Consider the following 19,818-nt stretch of genomic DNA (forward strand, 5'->3'; position numbering starts at 1 on the left):
AAATAGACTTAAGTCTCTCGGATCATTAGTACTGGTAAGCTTCATACATTACTGCACTTACACACCCAGCCTATCAACGTCGTAGTCTCCAACGTTCCTTACAGGTTCAAAACCTGAGAGATCTAATCTTGAAGGAGGCTTCCCGCTTAGATGCTTTCAGCGGTTATCCCGTCCGAACGTAGCTACCCGGCAATGCTTCTGGCGAAACAACCGGAACACCAGTGGTTCGTTCACTCCGGTCCTCTCGTACTAGGAGCAACTCTTCTCAAATCTCTAACGCCCACGGCAGATAGGGACCGAACTGTCTCACGACGTTCTGAACCCAGCTCGCGTACCACTTTAAATGGCGAACAGCCATACCCTTGGGACCTGCTTCAGCCCCAGGATGTGATGAGCCGACATCGAGGTGCCAAACTCCTCCGTCGATATGAACTCTTGGGAGGAATCAGCCTGTTATCCCCGGAGTACCTTTTATCCGTTGAGCGATGGCCCTTCCATTCGGAACCACCGGATCACTAAGACCTACTTTCGTACCTGCTCGAGCCGTCACTCTCGCAGTCAAGCGCACTTTTGCCTTTATACTCTTGGTATGATTTCCGACCATACCGAGTGCACCTTCGTACTCCTCCGTTACTCTTTAGGAGGAGACCGCCCCAGTCAAACTACCCACCATACACTGTCCTCGTCTTTCGACTGAGTTAGAACTTCAATAATTCAAGGGTGGTATTTCAAGGTCGACTCCACATAATCTAGCGATCATGCTTCTTAGTCTCCCACCTATCCTACACATAAATGATCAAAGTCCAGTGCAAAGCTATAGTAAAGGTTCACGGGGTCTTTCCGTCTAACCGCGGGTACGCTGCATCTTCACAGCGATTTCAATTTCACTGAGTCTCTGGTGGAGACAGTGTGGCCATCGTTACGCCATTCGTGCAGGTCGGAACTTACCCGACAAGGAATTTCGCTACCTTAGGACCGTTATAGTTACGGCCGCCGTTTACTGGGGCTTCGATCCAGAGCTTCGCCTAAGCTAACCCCTTCAATTAACCTTCCAGCACCGGGCAGGCGTCACACCCTATACTTCATCTTACGATTTCGCAGAGTGCTGTGTTTTTGATAAACAGTCGCAGCCACCTGGTATTTGCAACCCTCAACAGCTTACGTAGCAAGTACTTCACCATTAAGGGCACACCTTCTTCCAAAGTTACGGTGTCATTTTGCCTAGTTCCTTCACCAGAGTTCTCTCATAGCCTTAGTATTCTCTACCTACCCACCAGTGTCGGTTTACAGTACGGTTACTTATACAATATACTTAGAAGCTTTTCCTGGAAGCAGGGCATCAATAGCTTCGCCAAATAAATTTGGCTTCGTCTCGTATCTCAGATCATCAAGTTATCGGATTTGCCTAATAACTCTACCTACTTACTTTTACCTGGACAACCATTCGCCAGGCCTACCTAGCCTTCTCCGTCCCTCCTTCGTTTATATAAGCAGCACAGGAATATTAACCTGTTTCCCATCGACTTCACTCTTTAGCTACGCCTTAGGGACCGGCTTACCCTACGTTGATTAACATTGCGTAGGAACCCTTGGGTTTTCGGCCAATAAGAATCTCACTTATTTTACGTTACTCATGTCAGCATTCGCACTTCTGATACCTCCAGCTAACTTCTCAATTAACCTTCTTCGGCTTACAGAACGCTCCCCTACCAATATATTTAATATATTCCGCAACTTCGGTGCATAGCTTAGCCCCGTTAAATCTTACGTGCAGGCCGACTCGACCAGTGAGCTATTACGCTTTCTTTAAAGGATGGCTGCTTCTAAGCCAACCTCCTGGCTGTCTATGCCTTCCCACTTCGTTTCCCACTTAGCTATGACTTAGGGACCTTAGTTGGCGGTCTGGGCTGTTTCCCTTTCCACGACGGACCTTAGCACCCGCCGTGTGTCTCCCGTGATAAAACTTGATCGTATTCTGAGTTTGCATCGAGTCGGTAAGGTCGTAAAACCCCCCTAGTCGAAACAGTGCTTTACCCCAATCAGTCAATTCACGAGGCACTACCTAAATAGTTTTCGGGGAGAACCAGCTATCTCCGTGCTTGATTAGCCTTTCACTCCGATCCACAGCTCATCCCATACTTTTGCAACAGTATTGGGTTCGGTCCTCCAGTTAGTATTACCTAACCTTCAACCTGGCCATGGATAGATCGCGCCGGTTTCGGGTCTACTCCTAGCGACTAGGCGCTCTATTAAAACTCGCTTTCGCTACGGATCCCTTATTCAGTTATCCTCGCCACTAAAAGTAACTCGCTGACCCATTATACAAAAGGTACGCAGTCACACAACTAAATCGTGCTCCTACTGCTTGTATGCAAGCGGTTTCAGATTCTATTTCACTCCCTTTATCAGGGTTCTTTTCACCTTTCCCTCACGGTACTAGTTCACTATCGGTCATTCAGGAGTATTTAGCCTTGGAGGATGGTCCCCCCATGTTCAAACAAGGTTTCTCGTGCCTCGTCCTACTTGTTCGTATGCTTAGTTCCATCTTGATTATTTCGTATACGGGACTATCACCCTCTATCGTCAAGCTTCCCAACTTGTTCTACTATAATTAAGACTATATCATACCAGGCTCTTCCCACTTCGCTCGCCACTACTATGGGAATCTCAATTGATTTCTCTTCCTAAGGGTACTTAGATGTTTCAGTTCCCCTCGTTCGCTCTCTATCTTATATCAGATAAAGTAACTAGACTGCTCTAGTTGGGTTCCCCCATTCGGAAATCTTCGGGTCAAAGCTCATTTATCAGCTCACCGAAGCTTATCGCAGATTAACACGTCCTTCTTCGCCTCTGAATGCCAAGGCATCCACCGCTTGCACTTATTTTCTTAAGTCTATCTCTATACTAAATTGTTAAATATCTCTATCTTCATGCAAATAAAATATTGGTGGAGCCAAGCGGGATCGAACCGCTGACCCCCTGCGTGCAAAGCAGGTGCTCTCCCAGCTGAGCTATGGCCCCAAAAAAAATGGTGGGTCTGAGTAGACTTGAACTACCGACCTCACCCTTATCAGGGGTGCGCTCTAACCAACTGAGCTACAGACCCGTATCTTATTTACACTAAAATATATTATCTACAAACACTTTATCAAATTATCTGATCTAGCAATTAAGCTTTATTCTTATTATTCTTTTCGTATTTCCTTTAAGGAGGTGATCCAGCCGCAGGTTCCCCTACGGCTACCTTGTTACGACTTCACCCTAGTCATGAATCACTCCGTGGTAAACGCCCTTTCGTTAAGCTATCTACTTCTGGAGCAACCCACTCCCATGGTGTGACGGGCGGTGTGTACAAGACCCGGGAACGTATTCACCGCGACATTCTGATTCGCGATTACTAGCGATTCCGACTTCATGCTCTCGAGTTGCAGAGAACAATCCGGACTAAGAGTACCTTTCTGAGTTTCGCTCCACCTCGCGGTTTGGCAGCCCTCTGTAATACCCATTGTAGCACGTGTGTAGCCCTGGTCGTAAGGGCCATGATGACTTGACGTCGTCCCCACCTTCCTCCGCCTTGTCAGCGGCAGTCTCAATAGAGTACCCAACTTAATGATGGTAACTATCAATAGGGGTTGCGCTCGTTGCGGGACTTAACCCAACATTTCACAACACGAGCTGACGACAGCCGTGCAGCACCTGTCACACAGTTCCTAAAAGGCACCAATTCATCTCTGAAAAGTTCTGTGGATGTCAAGACCAGGTAAGGTTCTTCGCGTTGCATCGAATTAAACCACATGCTCCACCGCTTGTGCGGGTCCCCGTCAATTCCTTTGAGTTTTAGCCTTGCGGCCGTAGTCCCCAGGCGGAGTACTTATCGCGTTAGCTGCGCCACTAGGTCCTTTACACCGAACCCAACAGCTAGTACTCATCGTTTACAGCGTGGACTACCAGGGTATCTAATCCTGTTTGATCCCCACGCTTTCGTCCCTCAGTGTCAGTATTAGTCCAGAATGTTGCCTTCGCCATCGGTGTTCCTTCTGATCTCTACGCATTTCACCGCTACACCAGAAATTCCCCATTCCTCTACTATACTCTAGCTTGACAGTATCAAATGCAGTTCCAAGGTTGAGCCCTGGGCTTTCACATCTGACTTATCAAACCACCTACAGACCCTTTACGCCCAGTAATTCCGATTAACGCTTGCACCCCCCGTATTACCGCGGCTGCTGGCACGGAGTTAGCCGGTGCTTATTCTTTAGGTAACGTCAATTCCATTAGCTATTAACTAACAGACCTTCCTCCCTAACTAAAGTGCTTTACAACCCTAAGGCCTTCTTCACACACATGGTATTGCTGGATCAGAGTTTCCTCCATTGTCCAATATTCCCCACTGCTGCCTCCCGTAGGAGTTTGGGCCGTGTCTCAGTCCCAATGTGGCTGATCATCCTCTCAAATCAGCTATGGATCGTCGCCTTGGTAGGCCCTTACCCTACCAACTAGCTAATCCAACGCAGGCTCATCCATCCGCGGCAGCCAAAGCCACCTTTAATCCTCAGATATTATGCGGTATTAACAGTCGTTTCCAACTGGTATCCCCCTCAAATGGGTAAATTCCTACGCGTTACTCACCCGTCCGCCACTCGTCAGCATCCGAAGACCTGCTACCGTTCGACTTGCATGTGTTAAGCATACCACCAGCGTTCAATCTGAGCCAGGATCAAACTCTTCAGTTTAATCTAATTCTCTGACTCAATCACTAAACTCAAATTTATCAACAAAGTGTTTGTATATAATATATCTCTTAAATATCTATCCAGCTTCACAGCCTCTCTCTACCGCTAACATCACCCGTCAGCCAGTGAAGTCATATAATACATCTTCATTTTTTCTTTTGCAAGTATTTTTTGCTAGTTTTTGTATTTAATTTTATCTATTTACAAAAACCTTTGGTGGGTGCTGAGGGGTTCGAACCCCCGACCCTCGCCTTGTAAGGGCGATGCTCTCCCAGCTGAGCTAAGCACCCGATATGAAATCGAAATGGCGGAGAGGACGGGATTCGAACCCGTGATAGGGTTTAAAGCCTATACTCCCTTAGCAGGGGAGCGCCTTCAGCCTCTCGGCCACCTCTCCTAAACCATGTGAATGGTTATTATATATAGATATAATATGGTGTCAAGTAAAACGTTATAGATATTTAGTTTTAATTTTCATAAACAAGAAAAAAGTAACCTGTATTACAATGACCTTTCTGATTTTTTCTGTACTATATTGCCAAACTTTCCAGACGTATATACTTTTGCCATATAAGTTAACTATCAAGTGGCATAACTCCTTTTGTATGATCAAGGTGGATCAAAGCATCAAACTGGTAGGGTAAGCGTGAAAAGTAATAATGACTCATACGCTCTGTTTCAGGACTGTAAATAACTCCTATCGCTCGCTGTAACAAAGGCAATTTAAGCAAATGTGTTAGATGAGTTTCTTCACGTAAGTTTAACAAAAATTGTTTTTCATCAAGTTGATGGAAAAACCATTCATAGCTACCTTTCAAAGGCGGGTTAATAGCTTTAGATTCCGCTTTTGTTCCCCACTTACTAGCTGCTGTAACCATACCAGTAGCAGTAGAGAAACCTAATAAAAAACTATTTGTATTAAAACGCTCTCTGACTAGCTGACCTAAATTTATCTCTCCATGCTCAGACATTTCTGTTGCTCGGGCGTCTCCTATATGTGAATTATGTGCCCACACAATTACTTTGGCAGGCTTATTAGTTAATGTTTCTATATGCGATATAATGTTTTGCAAAGTATCCGCCATATGTTGGTCGCGAATATTCCAAGTACTAGTTTGAGACTCAAACATAGTTCTATAATAATATTCTGCATTTTTAACAACGCGGGCGTTTTGGGTCATATAGAATTGCTGTTCCTTAAAGTCAAGAGTAGTATCTATATTTAAGTTTTGGTAAGCAGTACGATAAGTTTCTAATAACTGGGTAGTAACTTCATCTAAACAAGCTTTTCTCAAATGTTTTTCAACTGCATAACCATAAAATTGAGGATCCATCTGTACCTGGCCAAAACAAGCATAACGTTTAGCTGCCATCTCCGCAGCCTCTGGATCGTACTCTTGTAAGTAATTAATAATTGCTCGTGTGGCTTCATTTAAACAATATAAATCTAAGCCATAAATACCAACCTTATCTTCCTTATTTTCATAGTTATCATTAAATTGCCTAAGTTGCTCAATAAATTTCAGCATATCAGTGTTACACCACATCCATTTCGGAAAACGATCAAAAGCCTTTAATGCCTCTTGTGTTTTATTTAACTTACTTAAGCTTTTACAATAACAATGAAGAGGGTATACACTAGTCCAATCTCCTTCAATTGCTATTGCTTTAAATCCTTTTTCTCGGATAAGATGCTTGCTTAATTCCATACGCGTTTGATAAAATTCTGATGTCCCATGAGTAGCTTCACCCATAAGCACAATACGGGCATCTCCAATCAACTTAGCAAGATCTTGATAAGAAGGTTGTTCTTTTATATCAAAAGCAATGATTTCTTCATTTAGTAGCTTAATAAGTTTGTCGGAAATAACTTTAGATTGTGTACTCATAACTTTCCTCCAGCTGATTTTTTTGGTGAATTTTGGAGTAATCGCAACACTTCTACATCTGTTGTTTGTTGAAAATTACGATACCATTGTCCTACACCATAAAAAGGTTCAGGAGTTGCTAAGCAAATAATTTCATCTACTAATAATGAAAGTTTCTGGATGCTGTCAGAACTTGCTACAGGTGCAGCAAGAACTATTTTTTTTGGCTTTAAAGTTTTTAAAGCTTGAACAGCTGCCTTAAGTGTGTTGCCTGTAGCTATACCATCATCCACTAAGATAATAATCTTATCTTTTAAGGGTGGTAACTTTTTGTTTTGTCTATATTTATCTAAACGCCGTTCTAATTCTTGTTTTTCTTTTTGTAATACTCTATGGATTTGCTCTTTAGGAATATTTAACTGCTGGATTAAACTATGATCAAGGATACAGATATCTTCTTCAGAGATAGCTCCCATAGCAAATTCCTCATGACCGGGAACTCCAAGTTTTCTTACAAGAAAAACAGTCATTGGAATTTGCAGTGTATTAGCAATTTCAAAAGCAACCGGCACACCGCCGCGTGGTAATGCCAAAACTAAAACATTCTCTTTACCTTTATAAGTTGTTAGCTTTTCAGCTAAACGTTGACCAGCGTCAGCACGGCTTTTAAAAAGGTTCATGAATTATAGCCTCGATAGTTTCATTTAATTTATGCTCTGGCAAAGGGATATAGTCTTTTTCAATTACTTTTACCACTAAAGGTTTTAATATGGGAGTAAAAAATTGTCTTAATAAACCATAGAAATAAGGTTCAGCACATAAAATCACCTGCTTGTAATGCTTTTTATCTACAGCTTCTTTAATAAACTCTATCACTACTTTTGCAAAATGAATATGCTCCTGTTTGTGAGGGTCAGATGCTGGAATAAATTTTCTAGACTGATAATTACCAGGACTATCGCTAGTTAACTGTTGTGCTTTTAGCCTACTCTGAGGATGCTCTAAATCCTCAATATGGGAGTACTTAAACCCATTTACATCATAGGCTTTTGCTTTGGTCGTGTTAGTAACTAAAAGCAAAGTTAATTTTTTCATATCACCCCCTTTCTTACAAACTCTAAATTAAGAAGATAAAAAGCTCATAAATCATTCTGTTGTAAGGCTAGTCATTTTTTCCAAGGTGCCTGGTTCTTCAAATAAGTGAGTCGCTCCCGGAACGATTTCCAAGCTTTTGGTGCAGTTTAAAGCTGCAGCTGCACCTGTACCTGGCACCAAATAAACCAATTGATAAGTGTCGTGTACTAGGAGCCAATCAACTATACCAATTAAACGCTCTGTTAGTTTTTCAATATCAAATCTATTTTTATATATTTGATCTTCTTCTTCAGTCAAAAGGTCAACTAATAATGTTGCAAAAGCACTTTGCTGTAATACACTTGCTACAAATTGATTACGAGGTGACAAGGGACCACTACCGATGCCATGAGAAAACAAAATAAGCCCTAATGCTTTTTTTCCGGGAGCGTAAGTATACCTTTTAATCGCTGACCAGAAACTAGAATATTTACTTTTTTTTGCATCACTACCCCTCCTTAACTTACCATCCTTTAAAATTTACCAGTACAAACTAAAAGTCAGGCACATAACTATATCAGGTAAAGTATAATCCACTCACTTTTGCTTACCTTGATTTTAGTCAAGTGTAATAAATGACTTTACCTCTGTAAGTAAATATATCTTCCAAAAATTTATCTAACCAAAATAGGTAAAAATATTTATAATAGCTATAATCATAATAAAGTCTGTACTAAATGAAATAATGAGAAAAATACTAGTTACCAACGCCTTACCTTATGCTAATGGTGATTTACATCTAGGTCATATGCTTGGCTATATCCAATCAGACATCTGGGTTAGATTTCAAAAACTACAAGGCAATAAATGTATTTTTGTCTGTGGTAGTGATACTCATGGCACACCCATAATGCTAAAAGCTAAAAATCTAGGAATAGCTCCAGAAAAGTTGGTAGAAAAATTTTCAGAGAGACACTTGAAAGATTTTTCAGATTTTGAAATAGAATTTGATAACTATCACTCTACTCATAATGACTTAAATAAAAAAATTGTTGAAGAAATGTATGATAAATTGAGAACAAAAGGATTAATCTCTACCAAAGAAATTGCCCAAGCATATGATGAGCAAGCTAAAATGTTTCTGCCTGATAGATTTGTAAAAGGCACATGCCCAAAGTGTAAAGCTGAAGATCAATATGGAGATAGCTGTGAAGTCTGTGGAGCAACCTATGATCCTACTGATTTAATAAACCCAAAATCTGTAGTTTCTGGTAAAGCTCCTATTCAAAAAAAATCTGAGCACTTTTTCTTTGACTTACCAGCTTTAGAAAAAGATATAGAAACTTGGATAAGCACAAACCAACAGTTACAGCCAGAAGTCGCTAATAAATTAAAAGAATGGTTTGAGCAAGGTCTACAAAGTTGGGACATATCACGCGACGCTCCATATTTTGGTTTTGCAATACCTGGCACAAATGGGCAGAAATATTTCTATGTATGGTTAGATGCTCCTATAGGCTATATAGCTAGTTTTAAAGATTATTGTAATAAAACTGCTTTAGATTTTGACCAATTCTGGGGCAATGGCAGCCATAATAGTGAACTTTACCATTTTATAGGAAAAGATATTATATATTTTCATGCTTTATTCTGGCCAGCTATCTTAGCTTCTACAGGATACAAAACACCAACTAGTGTTTTTGCAAATGGCTTTTTGACTATAAATGGTAAGAAAATGTCAAAGTCGCGCGGTACTTTTATCCAAGCAAGAACATACCTTGATAATCTAGAGCCAAGCTACCTAAGATATTATTTCGCGTCTAGACTAACCTCTAAAATAGATGATATTGATTTAAATCTAGAAGAATTTATCACTAAGTCAAACTCTGATATAGTCGGAAAAGTTGTAAATATTGCTAGTCGCTGTGCAGGATTTATATATAAAAATTTTGATGCTACATTATCAACTGAAGTTTATGATACAAACCTAGAAAAAGAATTTACCAATAATCATGATTCTATTACACAAGCATTTGAAAAAAGAGAGTTTTCAACTGCTGTTAGGTTAATAATGGCATTAGCAGATAAAGCAAACCAATTCATAGACCTTCATAAACCTTGGCAACTAGCTAAAGAAGAGGGACAAGAAGAGAAAGTTCATCAAGTATGTTCCCAGGGTATCAACATGTTTAAGGTTTTAGTTTCTTATCTTAAACCAATTGTTCCTAATATTTCTAAGAAAGCTGAAACATTTTTAAATATTCAAATTAATAACTGGAATGAAGCACCAAGATTTTTAAAAAATCACAAAATAAACAAATTTAAACCTCTTGCTACTCGAGTAGAAAAAGAAAAAGTTAGTAAAATTTTGGAGGATACAAAAATGACAATTCAAAATGAACAATTCCAGCAGCAACAAAGTAAACAACTAGAACAAAAAGTAGATATAGCCCCAGAATGCACTTTTGATGACTTCATGAAAGTAGATTTACGTGTTGCAAAGATCACTGAAGCCTCACATGTTGAAGGAGCTGATAAACTCCTTAAGTTAATCCTAGATTTAGGTGGTGTTACTAGACAAGTATTTGCTGGCATAAAGTCTAAATACAATCCAGAGGACTTAGTAGGTAAACATACTGTTATGGTTGCAAACTTAGCTCCTAGGAAAATGAAGTTTGGACTATCAGAGGGAATGGTACTTGCTGCTGGGAATGGAGAAGATATTTATATACTTGAACCTCACGAGGGAGCGCAAGCTGGAATGCGGATAAAATAATGACTAAAAAAACTTTTTATATTTTTGTTGTTTTTATACTTTTCTTAAGTGGATTAATAAATTATCTTGATCGCTCAACATTAAGTATTGCTAATATCACAATTGCTACTGATTTCAATATAAGCCCTGCCGAAATGGGATTATTACTATCTGCTTTTATGTGGTCTTATGCCTTATCAAGCCTTCCATCTGGATACTTAGTTGACCGTTTTGGCATTAAACGTATCGCTATAGTAAGTATGGTAGCATGGGCAGGAATATGCATTCTAAGCGGCTTAACTATCGGTTTCTATTCAATTCTTACAATGAGGATCTTATTGGGAATTGCTGAAGCTCCTTTATTTATAATTGCAACGAAAATTATCCAACAAAATTTCTCAGTTGCTAAAAGAGGTTTTGTATCTTCAATAATTGCTCTTGGTCCAAGGCTTTCAAATGTTATGGCTCCCATATTTTTAGTTAGCTTGATGCTTTTAGTCAATTGGCGAGGCATGTTTATCTTACTTGGAGTTCTCGGCTTAACCACAACTTTTATCTGGGCTAAATTACAGAATCATAGTTACTTTGCACACAATGATGATAACTCAAGACCGGCGCACATGACAAAGAAACAGTTTAAAGCTATACTAACTAACCATAATGTAATATTCTTATGTATTGGCAATATCTGCAGCACATATGCCTATTGGTTATTTATAACATGGCTACCATTTTATTTTATTGAAAATATGAACCTTAGCCTACCACAAATGGGGCTTGCAACGTCTTTGTCATTTTTATCGTCACTTGTATCTGTCATACTAGGTGGTATAGTTTCTGATTACCTTATAAAACGAGGTGTTTCAGCTATTGCTTCACGTCTTACTCCTATCATTTTTGGTTGTCTAATAGCTGGTGTAGCAATAATGGTAATCCCCATTTTAGACAATATCTTAAGTATAATTTTTCTTATAAGCATCAGTGTCTTTTGTCTAGGACTTAGGATATCACCAACATGGGCAATAGTTGCTGACATAGCACCACCTAAATTAATAGGAATAGTTGGTGGTACACAGAATCTAGCTAATTTTATTGGCGCCGGATTAGCCCCCCCTAACAACTGGTCTTATTTTGCAGGAAACAGGAAATAATTTTAGCGTCGTTTTTATTGTTGGAAGTATTATTTGTATTTTAGGCTCCTTGAGCTACTTATTTATAAATACTAAAAAAATAATTAGTCATAAAATTCTCCAATAAGTTTTCCTAACATTCACAGTAAACTTACCCATCCTAGTCTACTATGCTCGAATTAACTAATACTTTATTCATTTGTAAAACCTTCAACACTTCCTGCACCTTCACGTAAAACAATATAAGGTAACTCCAGCGCTTCAATTACAGTAGTTGGCTCATAACCACAGTAGTCGGAATCTACTATTAGATCTATATTATTCATAATTTCATTATTGATACCACTGCAGTCAGTTACAACATAAGCCTGACCTGGTAAAATAAAAGAGCTGACTACTAAAGGTTCTTCTATCTCTGCACTTATAGCTTGAGGTACATAATGTTCACTTACTCTTATACCGACGGTGTTTTTAGATTTAGTAACAAGTAAAGAAGATACCTTTTTAGTAGCATTTAGTATGAATGTATATGGACCAGGAGTATATCTTTTTAATAACCTATAAGCATTGTTATCAATTTTAGCATATTCTGAAATTTCAGAAAGATCTTTGCATAAAAGTGTAAAATTATGACTACTATCTAAATCTCTTATTTTTCTAATTTTATCTATAGCCTTTTTTGATTTCATTTTGCAAGCTAAAGCATATCCTGAATCTGTCGGAATAGCTACAACACCCTCTTTATCCAAAACCTGTCTTATTTCTTGTAGTGCTAGAATATTGTTACCATAGCTATTTAATTCTATTAATCTCTTCATAATCTTCTTAACAAAAGCTATACTTTTATAACAATTATAACAACAGTTATTAAAATTACCCTAAAATATGAATAAAATACTCAATGATCTATTACCCGCAATCGTTTTTTTTACGATTTATAAAGCTTATGATATTTTTTATGCAACTGCTGCTTTAATTATCATTACCATAGCACAAGTTATATGGGAATATATGACTCGCCGTAGGATTGCTAAAATACAAATCCTAATTACTGTGTTGGTAGTAATATTCGGTGGTGCTACTTTGTATTTCCATAATGAGGAGTTTATTAAATGGAAAGTTAGTATAGTGAATTGGCTGATAGGTATTGGATTAATAATAACAACCTATATTATGAAAGTAACTCCTATGGAAAGACTTCTTAAAGAGATAGTTAATCTTAGTCCGCATAAGTGGAAAGTAATTAACAATATGTGGGGTGCATATTTTGTAATTCTTGGAACAATTAATCTTTTTGTAGCTTATTTTTTCTCTACAAATATATGGATGAATTTTAAGCTATTTGGGCTTTTAGGTATTACTTTTGCGTTTATGACAGTTCAATCACTGTACTTATCTAAAAATATGAAGAAATAAACATGGTTTTTATTTGTAAACTATATGCTACAAAATATATAATTTATGTTTATGGAAATAGTTTCAAAATAACTAAAAAATAATTAAATTATACTGACAACAATGAAAAACAATAACAGAAATCTCTCTAAAAAAATTTGTTTATTTAATAAAACCGTTAGCTGCTTATTTTTAACCATAATATTAGCAGTTTTTAGCTTTCTTGAACTAACAGTAATGATATTAATATTTTTAATCTTTATGAGCTTCTATTTAGCTATAATTATTTTAGGTACCACATACTTATCTATTATATGTCTGTTTAAAATAAAAAAAATCATAAAAGATAAGAGACAAACTACTTAATCTTTTTTAATCAAATTAGCAGCGTAAGTTCTAGCTCCTATTAAACCAACATCTGTATTCATAATTATATGAATTGGAAAATCTTTCATCATAGCTGACATTCTTCCTTTGTCTCTAAATTTCTCCAAAAACTTACTTTCTTTAATCTGATCAATAAGACGTGGAGCAATACCCCCAGCAATATATAACCCTCTAAATGGCAAGCTTGTTAAAGCCAAGTTACCAGCAATTGAACCATAAATGCTCAAAAATATATCTATAGTCCTTAAAGCGGACGGTTCTTTATATTCTATAGCATACTTAACTATTGCTGCTGCTTTATCTGAGTCTGAAACACTAAACAAATTCCTACGTAAACTAGTACATTCTGGCTGATTGTACAAAGGGTTTCTAACTACATATTTGTAAATGTTATAAATACCATAACCACTACAAAACCTTTCTGGGGACACTCGATGCAGAGTCTTACGCATAAATTTAAATAGCTCAACCTGCTCATCACCAACAGGAGAAAAATCAACATGACCTCCTTCGGTTTTGTAAACTCTAGGCTTATGGTTTTCATCATAACTTACTAAACACATTCCAAGCCCAGTTCCTGCACCAATAACTACACAAAGACTATTATCATCTTTTTTGCCTTCTTGAATAGTTATAATATCCTTTTGTCGATCTAATTTTTCAATACCATAGCCAATGGCTTCAAAATCATTTATCACTTTAACTTTATTTTTGTCAATACCTAAACCCTCAGCAACATACTGCTCTGAAACCATCCATGGCAAATTTGTAATTTCAACCTCTCCGTCTACCACAAAACCAGCAACAGCTAAGCAAACTGAATCAATCTGTCCAGCTAAATTAATTTCAGCTAAGAAAATATCAATAACATCAGATAGGCAATTAAAATCCGCTCCTTTGTATTTTCTTATAGCTATACTTTGAGTTTTACCATTTTCCAACTGAGAAACTTCTAATCTAGTATTAGTTCCTCCGATATCTCCAGATAATATATACATAAACCCTATTTCCCTTATTTATTATCTTGCCAATACAAATATACGATATTCTGTTATAATTAGACAATAACTAATATATCATAAATCTTAGTCTAAATGTCTAAAGAAAATAAAACTGCAGATTTTGGCTTCACCGAAGTACCATGGGAAGAAAAGCAAGAAAGAGTCGCTGGAGTTTTTCATTCAGTTGCAGCTAAATACGACCTAATGAATGACTTAATGTCTTTTGGAGTTCATCGTATATGGAAAAAACAAACAATTTCAAAAGCTAGTATTCGTAAAGGAGATAAAGTCCTAGATTTAGCAGGTGGTACAGGGGACTTGGCATATAAATTTTGCCAGCTAGTTGGTTCTCAAGGCAAAGTTGTGCTTAGTGACATAAATTCTTCTATGCTAGAGATTGGTAAAGAAAAGCTAACTAATAAAGGTTGTGTTGGAAACATTGAATATGTACAAGCAAACGCTGAATGCTTACCATTTCCTGATAATTATTTTGACTGTATAACCATATCTTTTGGTTTAAGGAACGTTACAGACAAAGATAAGGCTTTAGCTTCTATGTGTAAAGTTTTAAAACCAGGTGGTAAATTACTAGTTTTAGAGTTTTCTAAACCTATAATGCCTATACTTGCTAAAGTTTATGATGAATACTCTTTTAAAGCATTACCTTTTTTAGGGAAAATTATTACACAAGATGCTGATAGCTATAAATATCTAGCGGAATCAATACGCAAGCATCCTGACCAAGAAACTCTAAAACAAATGATGTTAACTGCTGGCTTTGATAATGTTGAATATCAAAATATGACAGGTGGTATAGTCGCTTTACACACTGGGTATAAATACTAAGAATGATACAAACTGTTAACAAAGCTTTAAACTTAATAACAAAACTTGACCCACAAGCTAGTCACTTACTATTGCCTTTAGAGAATAAATCTCTGACTATACACTTTAGTGATATAGACTACACAATTGCTATAAATGTAAAAAACCAAAGTTTATACGCAACTAACCCTAGTTCCGAGAATGTTTTAAGCGGTAAATTAGCGTATGTTATAGAGTTAGTATTTAATAAAAACCTACAAGAACTTTTAATAGCCAAAAAACTAGATTACAAAGGCAGCCTAAAAGAACTCAATGAATTTAATCATTTTTTTAATGCTCTTGATGTTGATATAGTCTACAAAATTTCACAATTTACGAACCCGAGCTTTGCTAACCTAGTTGCAAAACCATTTAAAAAAGCTAAAGAATATTTACAAGTATCTACCCAAGAAACTATCATTGATATAAAAGATTATTTAACTGAAGAAAAACAGCTATTAATTTCACAAAATGAAATAAATATTTTCTATCGTGAAATTCAAGAGCTAAAACAATCTGTTGATAGGATAGATTTAAAACTAAAGTTACTACAAGGTTTTTATAATGATTAAAAAATTCTTTCGTCTTATTTACATTTTTTACATCGTTAATAAATATTGCTTATTTAATGAGCCAGTACGAGCTACAAATCTAAAGTCGCTAAGAGCTATACTTTTTCTAAACCCTTTTTATTATTCAAGGAGAATTAGAAAACTAGATCATGGCGTACGCATACGTGAAGCTTTAGAAAAATTAGGGCCTATATTTATTAAATTTGGGCAAGCTTTGTCTATTAGAGCCGACTTATTACCTCCAGAGGTGATAAAAGAAGTTGCTAAGCTACAAGATGATGTACCACCTTTTGATAGTATGCTTGCAGTCCAGCAAATTGAAAAAGCAACTAAACAATCTATTAATGATATATTTAGTGACTTTGATGAAACTCCTCTAGCTTCAGCATCGGTAGCACAAGTACATAGTGCTGCTCTTTATAATGGTGAAAAAGTTGTAGTCAAAGTGCTTCGTCCAAACATTGAAAAAATTCTTAAACTTGATACTTCTTTAATGCTAATTTTTGCTAAAGGACTTAGACTACTAAAAGAAATAAGGAGATTTAAACCAGTCGAAATTGTTAGTGAAATTAATCAAAGTTTTTTTGATGAGCTAGATCTAGTGCGTGAAGCTGCAAATGCATCTCAATTACGTAGAAATTTTGAAAATAGTCCTATACACTATGTTCCTAAAATTTACTGGGAATATACTAGCTCTACTGTAATGGTAATGGAAAAAGTTAGTGGTGTTAGTGTTTCAGATATAGAAACCTTAGACTCACTAGGAGTTGATCGTCGTTTACTAGCAAAAAGAGGTGTAGAGATTTTCTACTCTCAAGTTTTTGATGACTGTTTCTTTCATGCTGATATGCACCCAGGAAATATGTTTATAGATGTAACAAACCCAGCTGACCCTAAATACATATCTATAGATTTTGGTATTGTTGGTACTCTAAATAGAGAAGACCAGCGCTATTTAGCTGGGAATTTTTTAGCTTTTTTTAAACGTGATTATAGAAAAGTAGCGGAGTTACATATTGAATCAGGCTGGGTACCAGCTAATACACGCGTTGATGTATTAGAATCAGCAATCCGTACAGTTTGTGAACCTATTTTTGAAAGACCTATGAAAGAGATTTCTCTTGGTTACACTTTAATGCAATTATTCAACGTTGCAAGAAGATTTGAGATGAATATACAACCTCAATTAACTTTACTACAAAAAACTCTATTTCATGTTGAAGGGCTAGGACAAAAACTATGCCCTGAATTAAATATTTGGGAGACTTCTCGTCCTATTTTAGAAAAATGGATGAAAGAACAAATGGGGCTTAGAGGATTTTATCATCGCTCTATAGAAAATATGCCTAGAGTTAGTGATAAACTTCCTGAACTACCGCGTATAGTTTTTGATATTTTGCAGCAAACTCAAGCTAACTTAAAAAAAGATAGGCAGATATCTTATGTGAAGATGCCTCCAAAAAGGACTAAAAAATGGCCTTTAGCTTTAGGGTTTGGATTAGTAGGCTTAGGCATATGGTATGGTCTATATGCTGACCCTACACCTTTACTAAAACTACAAGAATTTATAGAAAAACATAATAATAAGTTTATTGCTATAGGCGCATTTTTTTTAATTTACTATATTTTTAAGAAGGAGAAATAAAATGTCTAGTTGTATCTTCTGTAAAATTACCACTGGTGAAATTTCGTGTAACAAAGTTTATGAAGATGATAGTTTTTTAGCTTTCCATGATATCAATCCTGCTGCTGATATACACGTACTAGTTATACCTAAAAAACATATAGCTAGCTTAAATGAGTTATCTATACAAGATCAAGAGCTTATGGGTAATTTTATGTTGGGTATCCCAAAAATCGCTAAAAACTTAGGATTAAAAGGTTTTAAAACTGTTATAAACACAGGTAAAGAAGGTGGTCAGATGATATTTCACTTTCACGCTCATATATTAGGTGGAAAAATACGTATGAAACTACCTGAGTAAAGTAAGGAGACTCTATCCTGCTCTTACCAAAGTAATTATAGATATTTTGTCGACCAGACTTTCTTTTTTAACAGTTTGAATAAATTCTTTTAAGGTTGACCCTGTTGTTAATACATCATCAAAAACTACTAAATGCTTTGCTTGTATTGGCTTATTTAGTTTAAAAACTCCTTTTATCTGGTCTATACGATTTTTCTTAGAAGATTTTGACTGAGGTTTTGTATACTTAGTTCTTTCATAATTTGTGAAAGTTGGCGGAATATTAGTATATTGTGACAATCTATTAGCTAGAAGCTCTGCTTGGTTAAAACCGCGATACAGATATCTAAATTTATGGCTAGGCACTGCAGCTATAGCATCTACACTATCTAACTCTTTACCTATAGAATTTTGCCACCAGAGAGATATTAATCTTTCAAAAATAGGTTCTACTAATAAATCCTTATGAAATTTTAGTTTCTTAAGTAAATACTTAACTTCTGCGGAGTAGTTAAGTAAATAATAATAATCATATTCACAATCAAGTTCTATCGTTTGTTTGTTAAAATTTAGGTCACTAACCAGACCTCTAAAACAATATTCACAAGTAACATTATCTGAGCTTTGCCTGCATAACAAACAACTTTGTTTAAAGAGTAATTTTATTATTTTTGGTATAATCTCCATATAACAATCATCTTTTATAAGAAACTTATGTTTAATTATAATCTTTTTCTGAAGTTACAATCCAGTAAATCTAACTCTAAGATTCACCAAGAGTCTTTTATAAAAAATGAGATTGCTCAAAGATTATTAAACAGACTTGAGTTTATAAAGTTAGAACCTAGAGATATTTTAGTTGATGGTTACATTGATGCGCAATATCAAAATGTTTTAAGTCAGCGTTTTAATAAAAGCAAAATACACAAGCAACCTCAACTCAACACTAGATTTGATCTTATTATCTCAAATTCTACTATCCACCTAACAGATAATGTAGCTAATAAACTAAAATGCTACTATGAGTTACTAAATAATAATGGTGTATTACTATTTTCAACTTTTGGTGATAAATCTTTTAGTAGTTTTAATAAAGCTTTTGCTAATGTTGATAATCTAAAACATACTAACACCATGATAGACATGTTAACATGGGGAAATACTCTACTAGCTAGCAAATATAAAACACCTGCAATAGAGTCTGATCTTATAACTTTTACATATAAGTCTACACAGACTCTATTTAGTGATATACGTTCTTTAAACGAACCTCTAGCTGATACTAAAATGCGAACAACTTTTACTGGTAAAAAACGCTGGCAAGAATTTATAGATCAGTTCAGTAAAAACTTACAATTAGAAATAGAAGCTCTGTACGGCTATGCTATACGTAAAGCTGATAATAACAACATTACTCCCCGACCAAACCCAAATAGAATAAGCTTAGAAGACTTAAAAAAACAAATTATTGAATTTAAGAGTTTTACTAGCAATACATAATTGCCATAGTTGAAATGTCTCGCCAATCTTGTGCTGTGCACATACTTGGTTTCACTAATGGTTGACAATACGTTTGCCATGCGCCACCACCATATTTTTTCATAGTTAAACAATTTTTAAAACGCATTTTTTCGTTCATAAGTAGTCCAACTGTAGTTACATCTTCTATACGATAGCCAGCTTCTGATTGGTGTTCTGATGTACTACTATTAACACCATTCTCCAAATTAGTTACTCGTGATGGTATAGTATTAGTTGATTTATCATCTTGTTCTGTTTTTTTCTCAAAGTTTTCTTTGCCTAATATTTTTTCAGCCCTAGCCATTAACTGGTCATATTCTTGGTTCATATTTTTACTAAATTGATCCCATTCTTTTTTAGTTTGTTCTGATATTTCACCTATTTTGAGCTTTTCTACACTCTCTTGAATTTGTTTAGTCTGCTCACTACCATCTAATGAGTTTCCCAAACTAGGGGTTTTAGATTCTAAATTAGAATTTTCGGATATATTTGCAAAACTAAAACTCAAAGATATAAAAAAAACTACAAAGACTAATAATTTATTAAGTTTCATA

Annotated in this window: 15 protein-coding genes, 4 tRNA genes, 2 rRNA genes and 1 pseudogene; 8 read left to right on the forward strand and 14 right to left on the reverse strand. The window is 36.2% G+C overall.

Annotated features, from left to right (window positions below):
• Nucleotides 1-4: 4 nt before the first annotated feature.
• The 10 genes from SD28_RS07490 to SD28_RS07535 all read right to left on the reverse strand — a co-directional run bounded on the left by SD28_RS07490 (nucleotide 5) and on the right by SD28_RS07535 (nucleotide 8,065).
• A 23S ribosomal RNA gene (locus SD28_RS07490) occupies nucleotides 5-2,893 on the reverse strand.
• A gap of 52 nt (nucleotides 2,894-2,945) precedes the next feature.
• A tRNA-Ala gene (locus SD28_RS07495) sits at nucleotides 2,946-3,021 on the reverse strand.
• A gap of 8 nt (nucleotides 3,022-3,029) precedes the next feature.
• Nucleotides 3,030-3,106: transfer RNA gene (locus SD28_RS07500), tRNA-Ile, on the reverse strand.
• A 100-nt stretch (nucleotides 3,107-3,206) separates the two neighbouring features.
• Nucleotides 3,207-4,733: ribosomal RNA gene (locus SD28_RS07505) — 16S ribosomal RNA — on the reverse strand.
• Together the 16S and 23S rRNA genes with 4 tRNA genes alongside form the textbook arrangement of a ribosomal RNA operon.
• A gap of 214 nt (nucleotides 4,734-4,947) precedes the next feature.
• Nucleotides 4,948-5,023, reverse strand: a tRNA-Val gene (locus tag SD28_RS07510).
• Nucleotides 5,024-5,038: 15 nt separating this feature from the next.
• Nucleotides 5,039-5,130, reverse strand: a tRNA-Ser gene (locus SD28_RS07515).
• A 178-nt stretch (nucleotides 5,131-5,308) separates the two neighbouring features.
• A complete protein-coding gene (locus tag SD28_RS07520; RefSeq protein ID WP_039125572.1) occupies nucleotides 5,309-6,622 on the reverse strand; it encodes an erythromycin esterase family protein in 1,314 nt (437 codons plus the stop codon).
• Nucleotides 6,619-7,281 carry a phosphoribosyltransferase gene (locus SD28_RS07525; RefSeq protein WP_039125575.1) on the reverse strand — a complete coding sequence of 221 codons (663 nt, stop codon included), beginning with the start codon at nucleotides 7,279-7,281 and terminating at the stop codon, nucleotides 6,619-6,621. Before SD28_RS07525 ends, SD28_RS07520 begins: the two co-directional genes overlap by 4 nt.
• Nucleotides 7,268-7,696, reverse strand: coding sequence for a host attachment protein (locus tag SD28_RS07530; RefSeq protein ID WP_039125577.1), 429 nt, complete (start codon nucleotides 7,694-7,696; stop codon nucleotides 7,268-7,270). The genes SD28_RS07525 and SD28_RS07530 overlap by 14 nt, the downstream gene beginning before the upstream one ends.
• Nucleotides 7,697-7,747: 51 nt before the next feature.
• Entirely contained in the window at nucleotides 7,748-8,065 is a 318-nt protein-coding gene (locus tag SD28_RS07535; protein ID WP_200398574.1) for a hypothetical protein, read from the reverse strand.
• Between the two features lie 355 nt (nucleotides 8,066-8,420).
• Here SD28_RS07535 and metG point away from each other — a divergent pair, with 355 nt between their 5' ends.
• Together metG and SD28_RS07545 are read left to right on the forward strand one after the other, a co-directional pair.
• Nucleotides 8,421-10,451, forward strand: a complete 2,031-nt coding sequence (metG, locus tag SD28_RS07540) for a methionine--tRNA ligase (protein ID WP_039125581.1) — start codon at nucleotides 8,421-8,423, stop codon at nucleotides 10,449-10,451.
• Nucleotides 10,451-11,687, forward strand: a pseudogene (locus SD28_RS07545) (MFS transporter). The gene metG and the pseudogene SD28_RS07545 overlap by 1 nt, the downstream one beginning before the upstream one ends.
• Before the next feature lie 64 nt (nucleotides 11,688-11,751).
• Here the strand turns inward: SD28_RS07545 and SD28_RS07550 are convergent.
• Entirely contained in the window at nucleotides 11,752-12,378 is a 627-nt protein-coding gene (locus tag SD28_RS07550) for an L-threonylcarbamoyladenylate synthase (RefSeq protein ID WP_039125583.1), read from the reverse strand.
• Between the two features lie 67 nt (nucleotides 12,379-12,445).
• On the opposite strand from SD28_RS07550, the gene SD28_RS07555 reads away from it, so the two are divergent.
• Complete coding sequence (locus SD28_RS07555; protein WP_039125586.1) at nucleotides 12,446-12,976, forward strand: inner membrane-spanning protein YciB; 531 nt, start codon at nucleotides 12,446-12,448, stop codon at nucleotides 12,974-12,976.
• A gap of 341 nt (nucleotides 12,977-13,317) precedes the next feature.
• Here SD28_RS07555 and glk read toward each other — a convergent pair whose 3' ends face one another.
• Nucleotides 13,318-14,340 (reverse strand): glucokinase, encoded by a 1,023-nt coding sequence (gene glk / locus SD28_RS07565; RefSeq protein WP_039125590.1) that lies wholly within the window; start codon nucleotides 14,338-14,340, stop codon nucleotides 13,318-13,320.
• Between the two features lie 96 nt (nucleotides 14,341-14,436).
• On the opposite strand from glk, the gene ubiE reads away from it, so the two are divergent.
• Genes ubiE through SD28_RS07585 form a run of 4 tightly spaced genes read left to right on the forward strand, consistent with a single transcriptional unit; the run spans nucleotide 14,437 to nucleotide 17,764 of the window.
• Nucleotides 14,437-15,189, forward strand: a complete 753-nt coding sequence (gene ubiE / locus SD28_RS07570) for a bifunctional demethylmenaquinone methyltransferase/2-methoxy-6-polyprenyl-1,4-benzoquinol methylase UbiE (RefSeq protein ID WP_039125591.1) — start codon at nucleotides 14,437-14,439, stop codon at nucleotides 15,187-15,189.
• Nucleotides 15,190-15,191: 2 nt separating this feature from the next.
• Nucleotides 15,192-15,779, forward strand: a complete 588-nt coding sequence (locus SD28_RS07575) for a ubiquinone biosynthesis accessory factor UbiJ (protein WP_039125593.1) — start codon at nucleotides 15,192-15,194, stop codon at nucleotides 15,777-15,779.
• A complete protein-coding gene (gene ubiB / locus SD28_RS07580) occupies nucleotides 15,772-17,424 on the forward strand; it encodes a ubiquinone biosynthesis regulatory protein kinase UbiB (protein WP_039125596.1) in 1,653 nt (550 codons plus the stop codon). Before SD28_RS07575 ends, ubiB begins: the two co-directional genes overlap by 8 nt.
• Nucleotide 17,425: 1 nt before the next feature.
• Nucleotides 17,426-17,764, forward strand: a complete 339-nt coding sequence (locus SD28_RS07585; protein ID WP_039125598.1) for a histidine triad nucleotide-binding protein — start codon at nucleotides 17,426-17,428, stop codon at nucleotides 17,762-17,764.
• 12 nt (nucleotides 17,765-17,776) lie between these two features.
• On the opposite strand, the gene SD28_RS07590 is transcribed toward SD28_RS07585, so the two are convergent.
• Nucleotides 17,777-18,430, reverse strand: coding sequence for a ComF family protein (locus SD28_RS07590; RefSeq protein ID WP_039125600.1), 654 nt, complete (start codon nucleotides 18,428-18,430; stop codon nucleotides 17,777-17,779).
• A gap of 27 nt (nucleotides 18,431-18,457) precedes the next feature.
• Here SD28_RS07590 and SD28_RS07595 point away from each other — a divergent pair, with 27 nt between their 5' ends.
• A complete protein-coding gene (locus SD28_RS07595; RefSeq protein ID WP_039125602.1) occupies nucleotides 18,458-19,243 on the forward strand; it encodes a methyltransferase domain-containing protein in 786 nt (261 codons plus the stop codon).
• On the opposite strand, the gene SD28_RS07815 is transcribed toward SD28_RS07595, so the two are convergent.
• Nucleotides 19,230-19,817: a hypothetical protein gene (locus tag SD28_RS07815; RefSeq protein WP_052251906.1), complete on the reverse strand. Its 588-nt coding sequence runs from the start codon at nucleotides 19,815-19,817 to the stop codon at nucleotides 19,230-19,232. The two genes, SD28_RS07595 and SD28_RS07815, sit on opposite strands and share 14 nt — an antisense overlap.
• Nucleotide 19,818: the final 1 nt, after the last annotated feature.

Origin of the sequence: Allofrancisella guangzhouensis (assembly GCF_000815225.1) — a bacterium.
GTDB classification, from domain to species: Bacteria; Pseudomonadota; Gammaproteobacteria; order Francisellales; family Francisellaceae; genus Francisella; species Francisella guangzhouensis.

Excerpts from the sequence above, each read along its gene's own strand:
- SD28_RS07520 (WP_039125572.1), bottom strand. The coding sequence starts at position 6,622 with ATGAGTACACAATCTAAAGTTATTTCCGACAAACTTATTAAGCTACTA.
- SD28_RS07525 (WP_039125575.1), bottom strand. The coding sequence starts at position 7,281 with ATGAACCTTTTTAAAAGCCGTGCTGACGCTGGTCAACGTTTAGCTGAA.
- SD28_RS07530 (WP_039125577.1), bottom strand. The coding sequence starts at position 7,696 with ATGAAAAAATTAACTTTGCTTTTAGTTACTAACACGACCAAAGCAAAA.
- metG (WP_039125581.1), top strand. The coding sequence starts at position 8,421 with ATGAGAAAAATACTAGTTACCAACGCCTTACCTTATGCTAATGGTGAT.
- SD28_RS07550 (WP_039125583.1), bottom strand. The coding sequence starts at position 12,378 with ATGAAGAGATTAATAGAATTAAATAGCTATGGTAACAATATTCTAGCA.
- SD28_RS07555 (WP_039125586.1), top strand. The coding sequence starts at position 12,446 with ATGAATAAAATACTCAATGATCTATTACCCGCAATCGTTTTTTTTACG.
- glk (WP_039125590.1), bottom strand. The coding sequence starts at position 14,340 with ATGTATATATTATCTGGAGATATCGGAGGAACTAATACTAGATTAGAA.
- ubiE (WP_039125591.1), top strand. The coding sequence starts at position 14,437 with ATGTCTAAAGAAAATAAAACTGCAGATTTTGGCTTCACCGAAGTACCA.
- SD28_RS07575 (WP_039125593.1), top strand. The coding sequence starts at position 15,192 with ATGATACAAACTGTTAACAAAGCTTTAAACTTAATAACAAAACTTGAC.
- ubiB (WP_039125596.1), top strand. The coding sequence starts at position 15,772 with ATGATTAAAAAATTCTTTCGTCTTATTTACATTTTTTACATCGTTAAT.
- SD28_RS07585 (WP_039125598.1), top strand. The coding sequence starts at position 17,426 with ATGTCTAGTTGTATCTTCTGTAAAATTACCACTGGTGAAATTTCGTGT.
- SD28_RS07590 (WP_039125600.1), bottom strand. The coding sequence starts at position 18,430 with ATGGAGATTATACCAAAAATAATAAAATTACTCTTTAAACAAAGTTGT.
- SD28_RS07595 (WP_039125602.1), top strand. The coding sequence starts at position 18,458 with ATGTTTAATTATAATCTTTTTCTGAAGTTACAATCCAGTAAATCTAAC.
- SD28_RS07815 (WP_052251906.1), bottom strand. The coding sequence starts at position 19,817 with ATGAAACTTAATAAATTATTAGTCTTTGTAGTTTTTTTTATATCTTTG.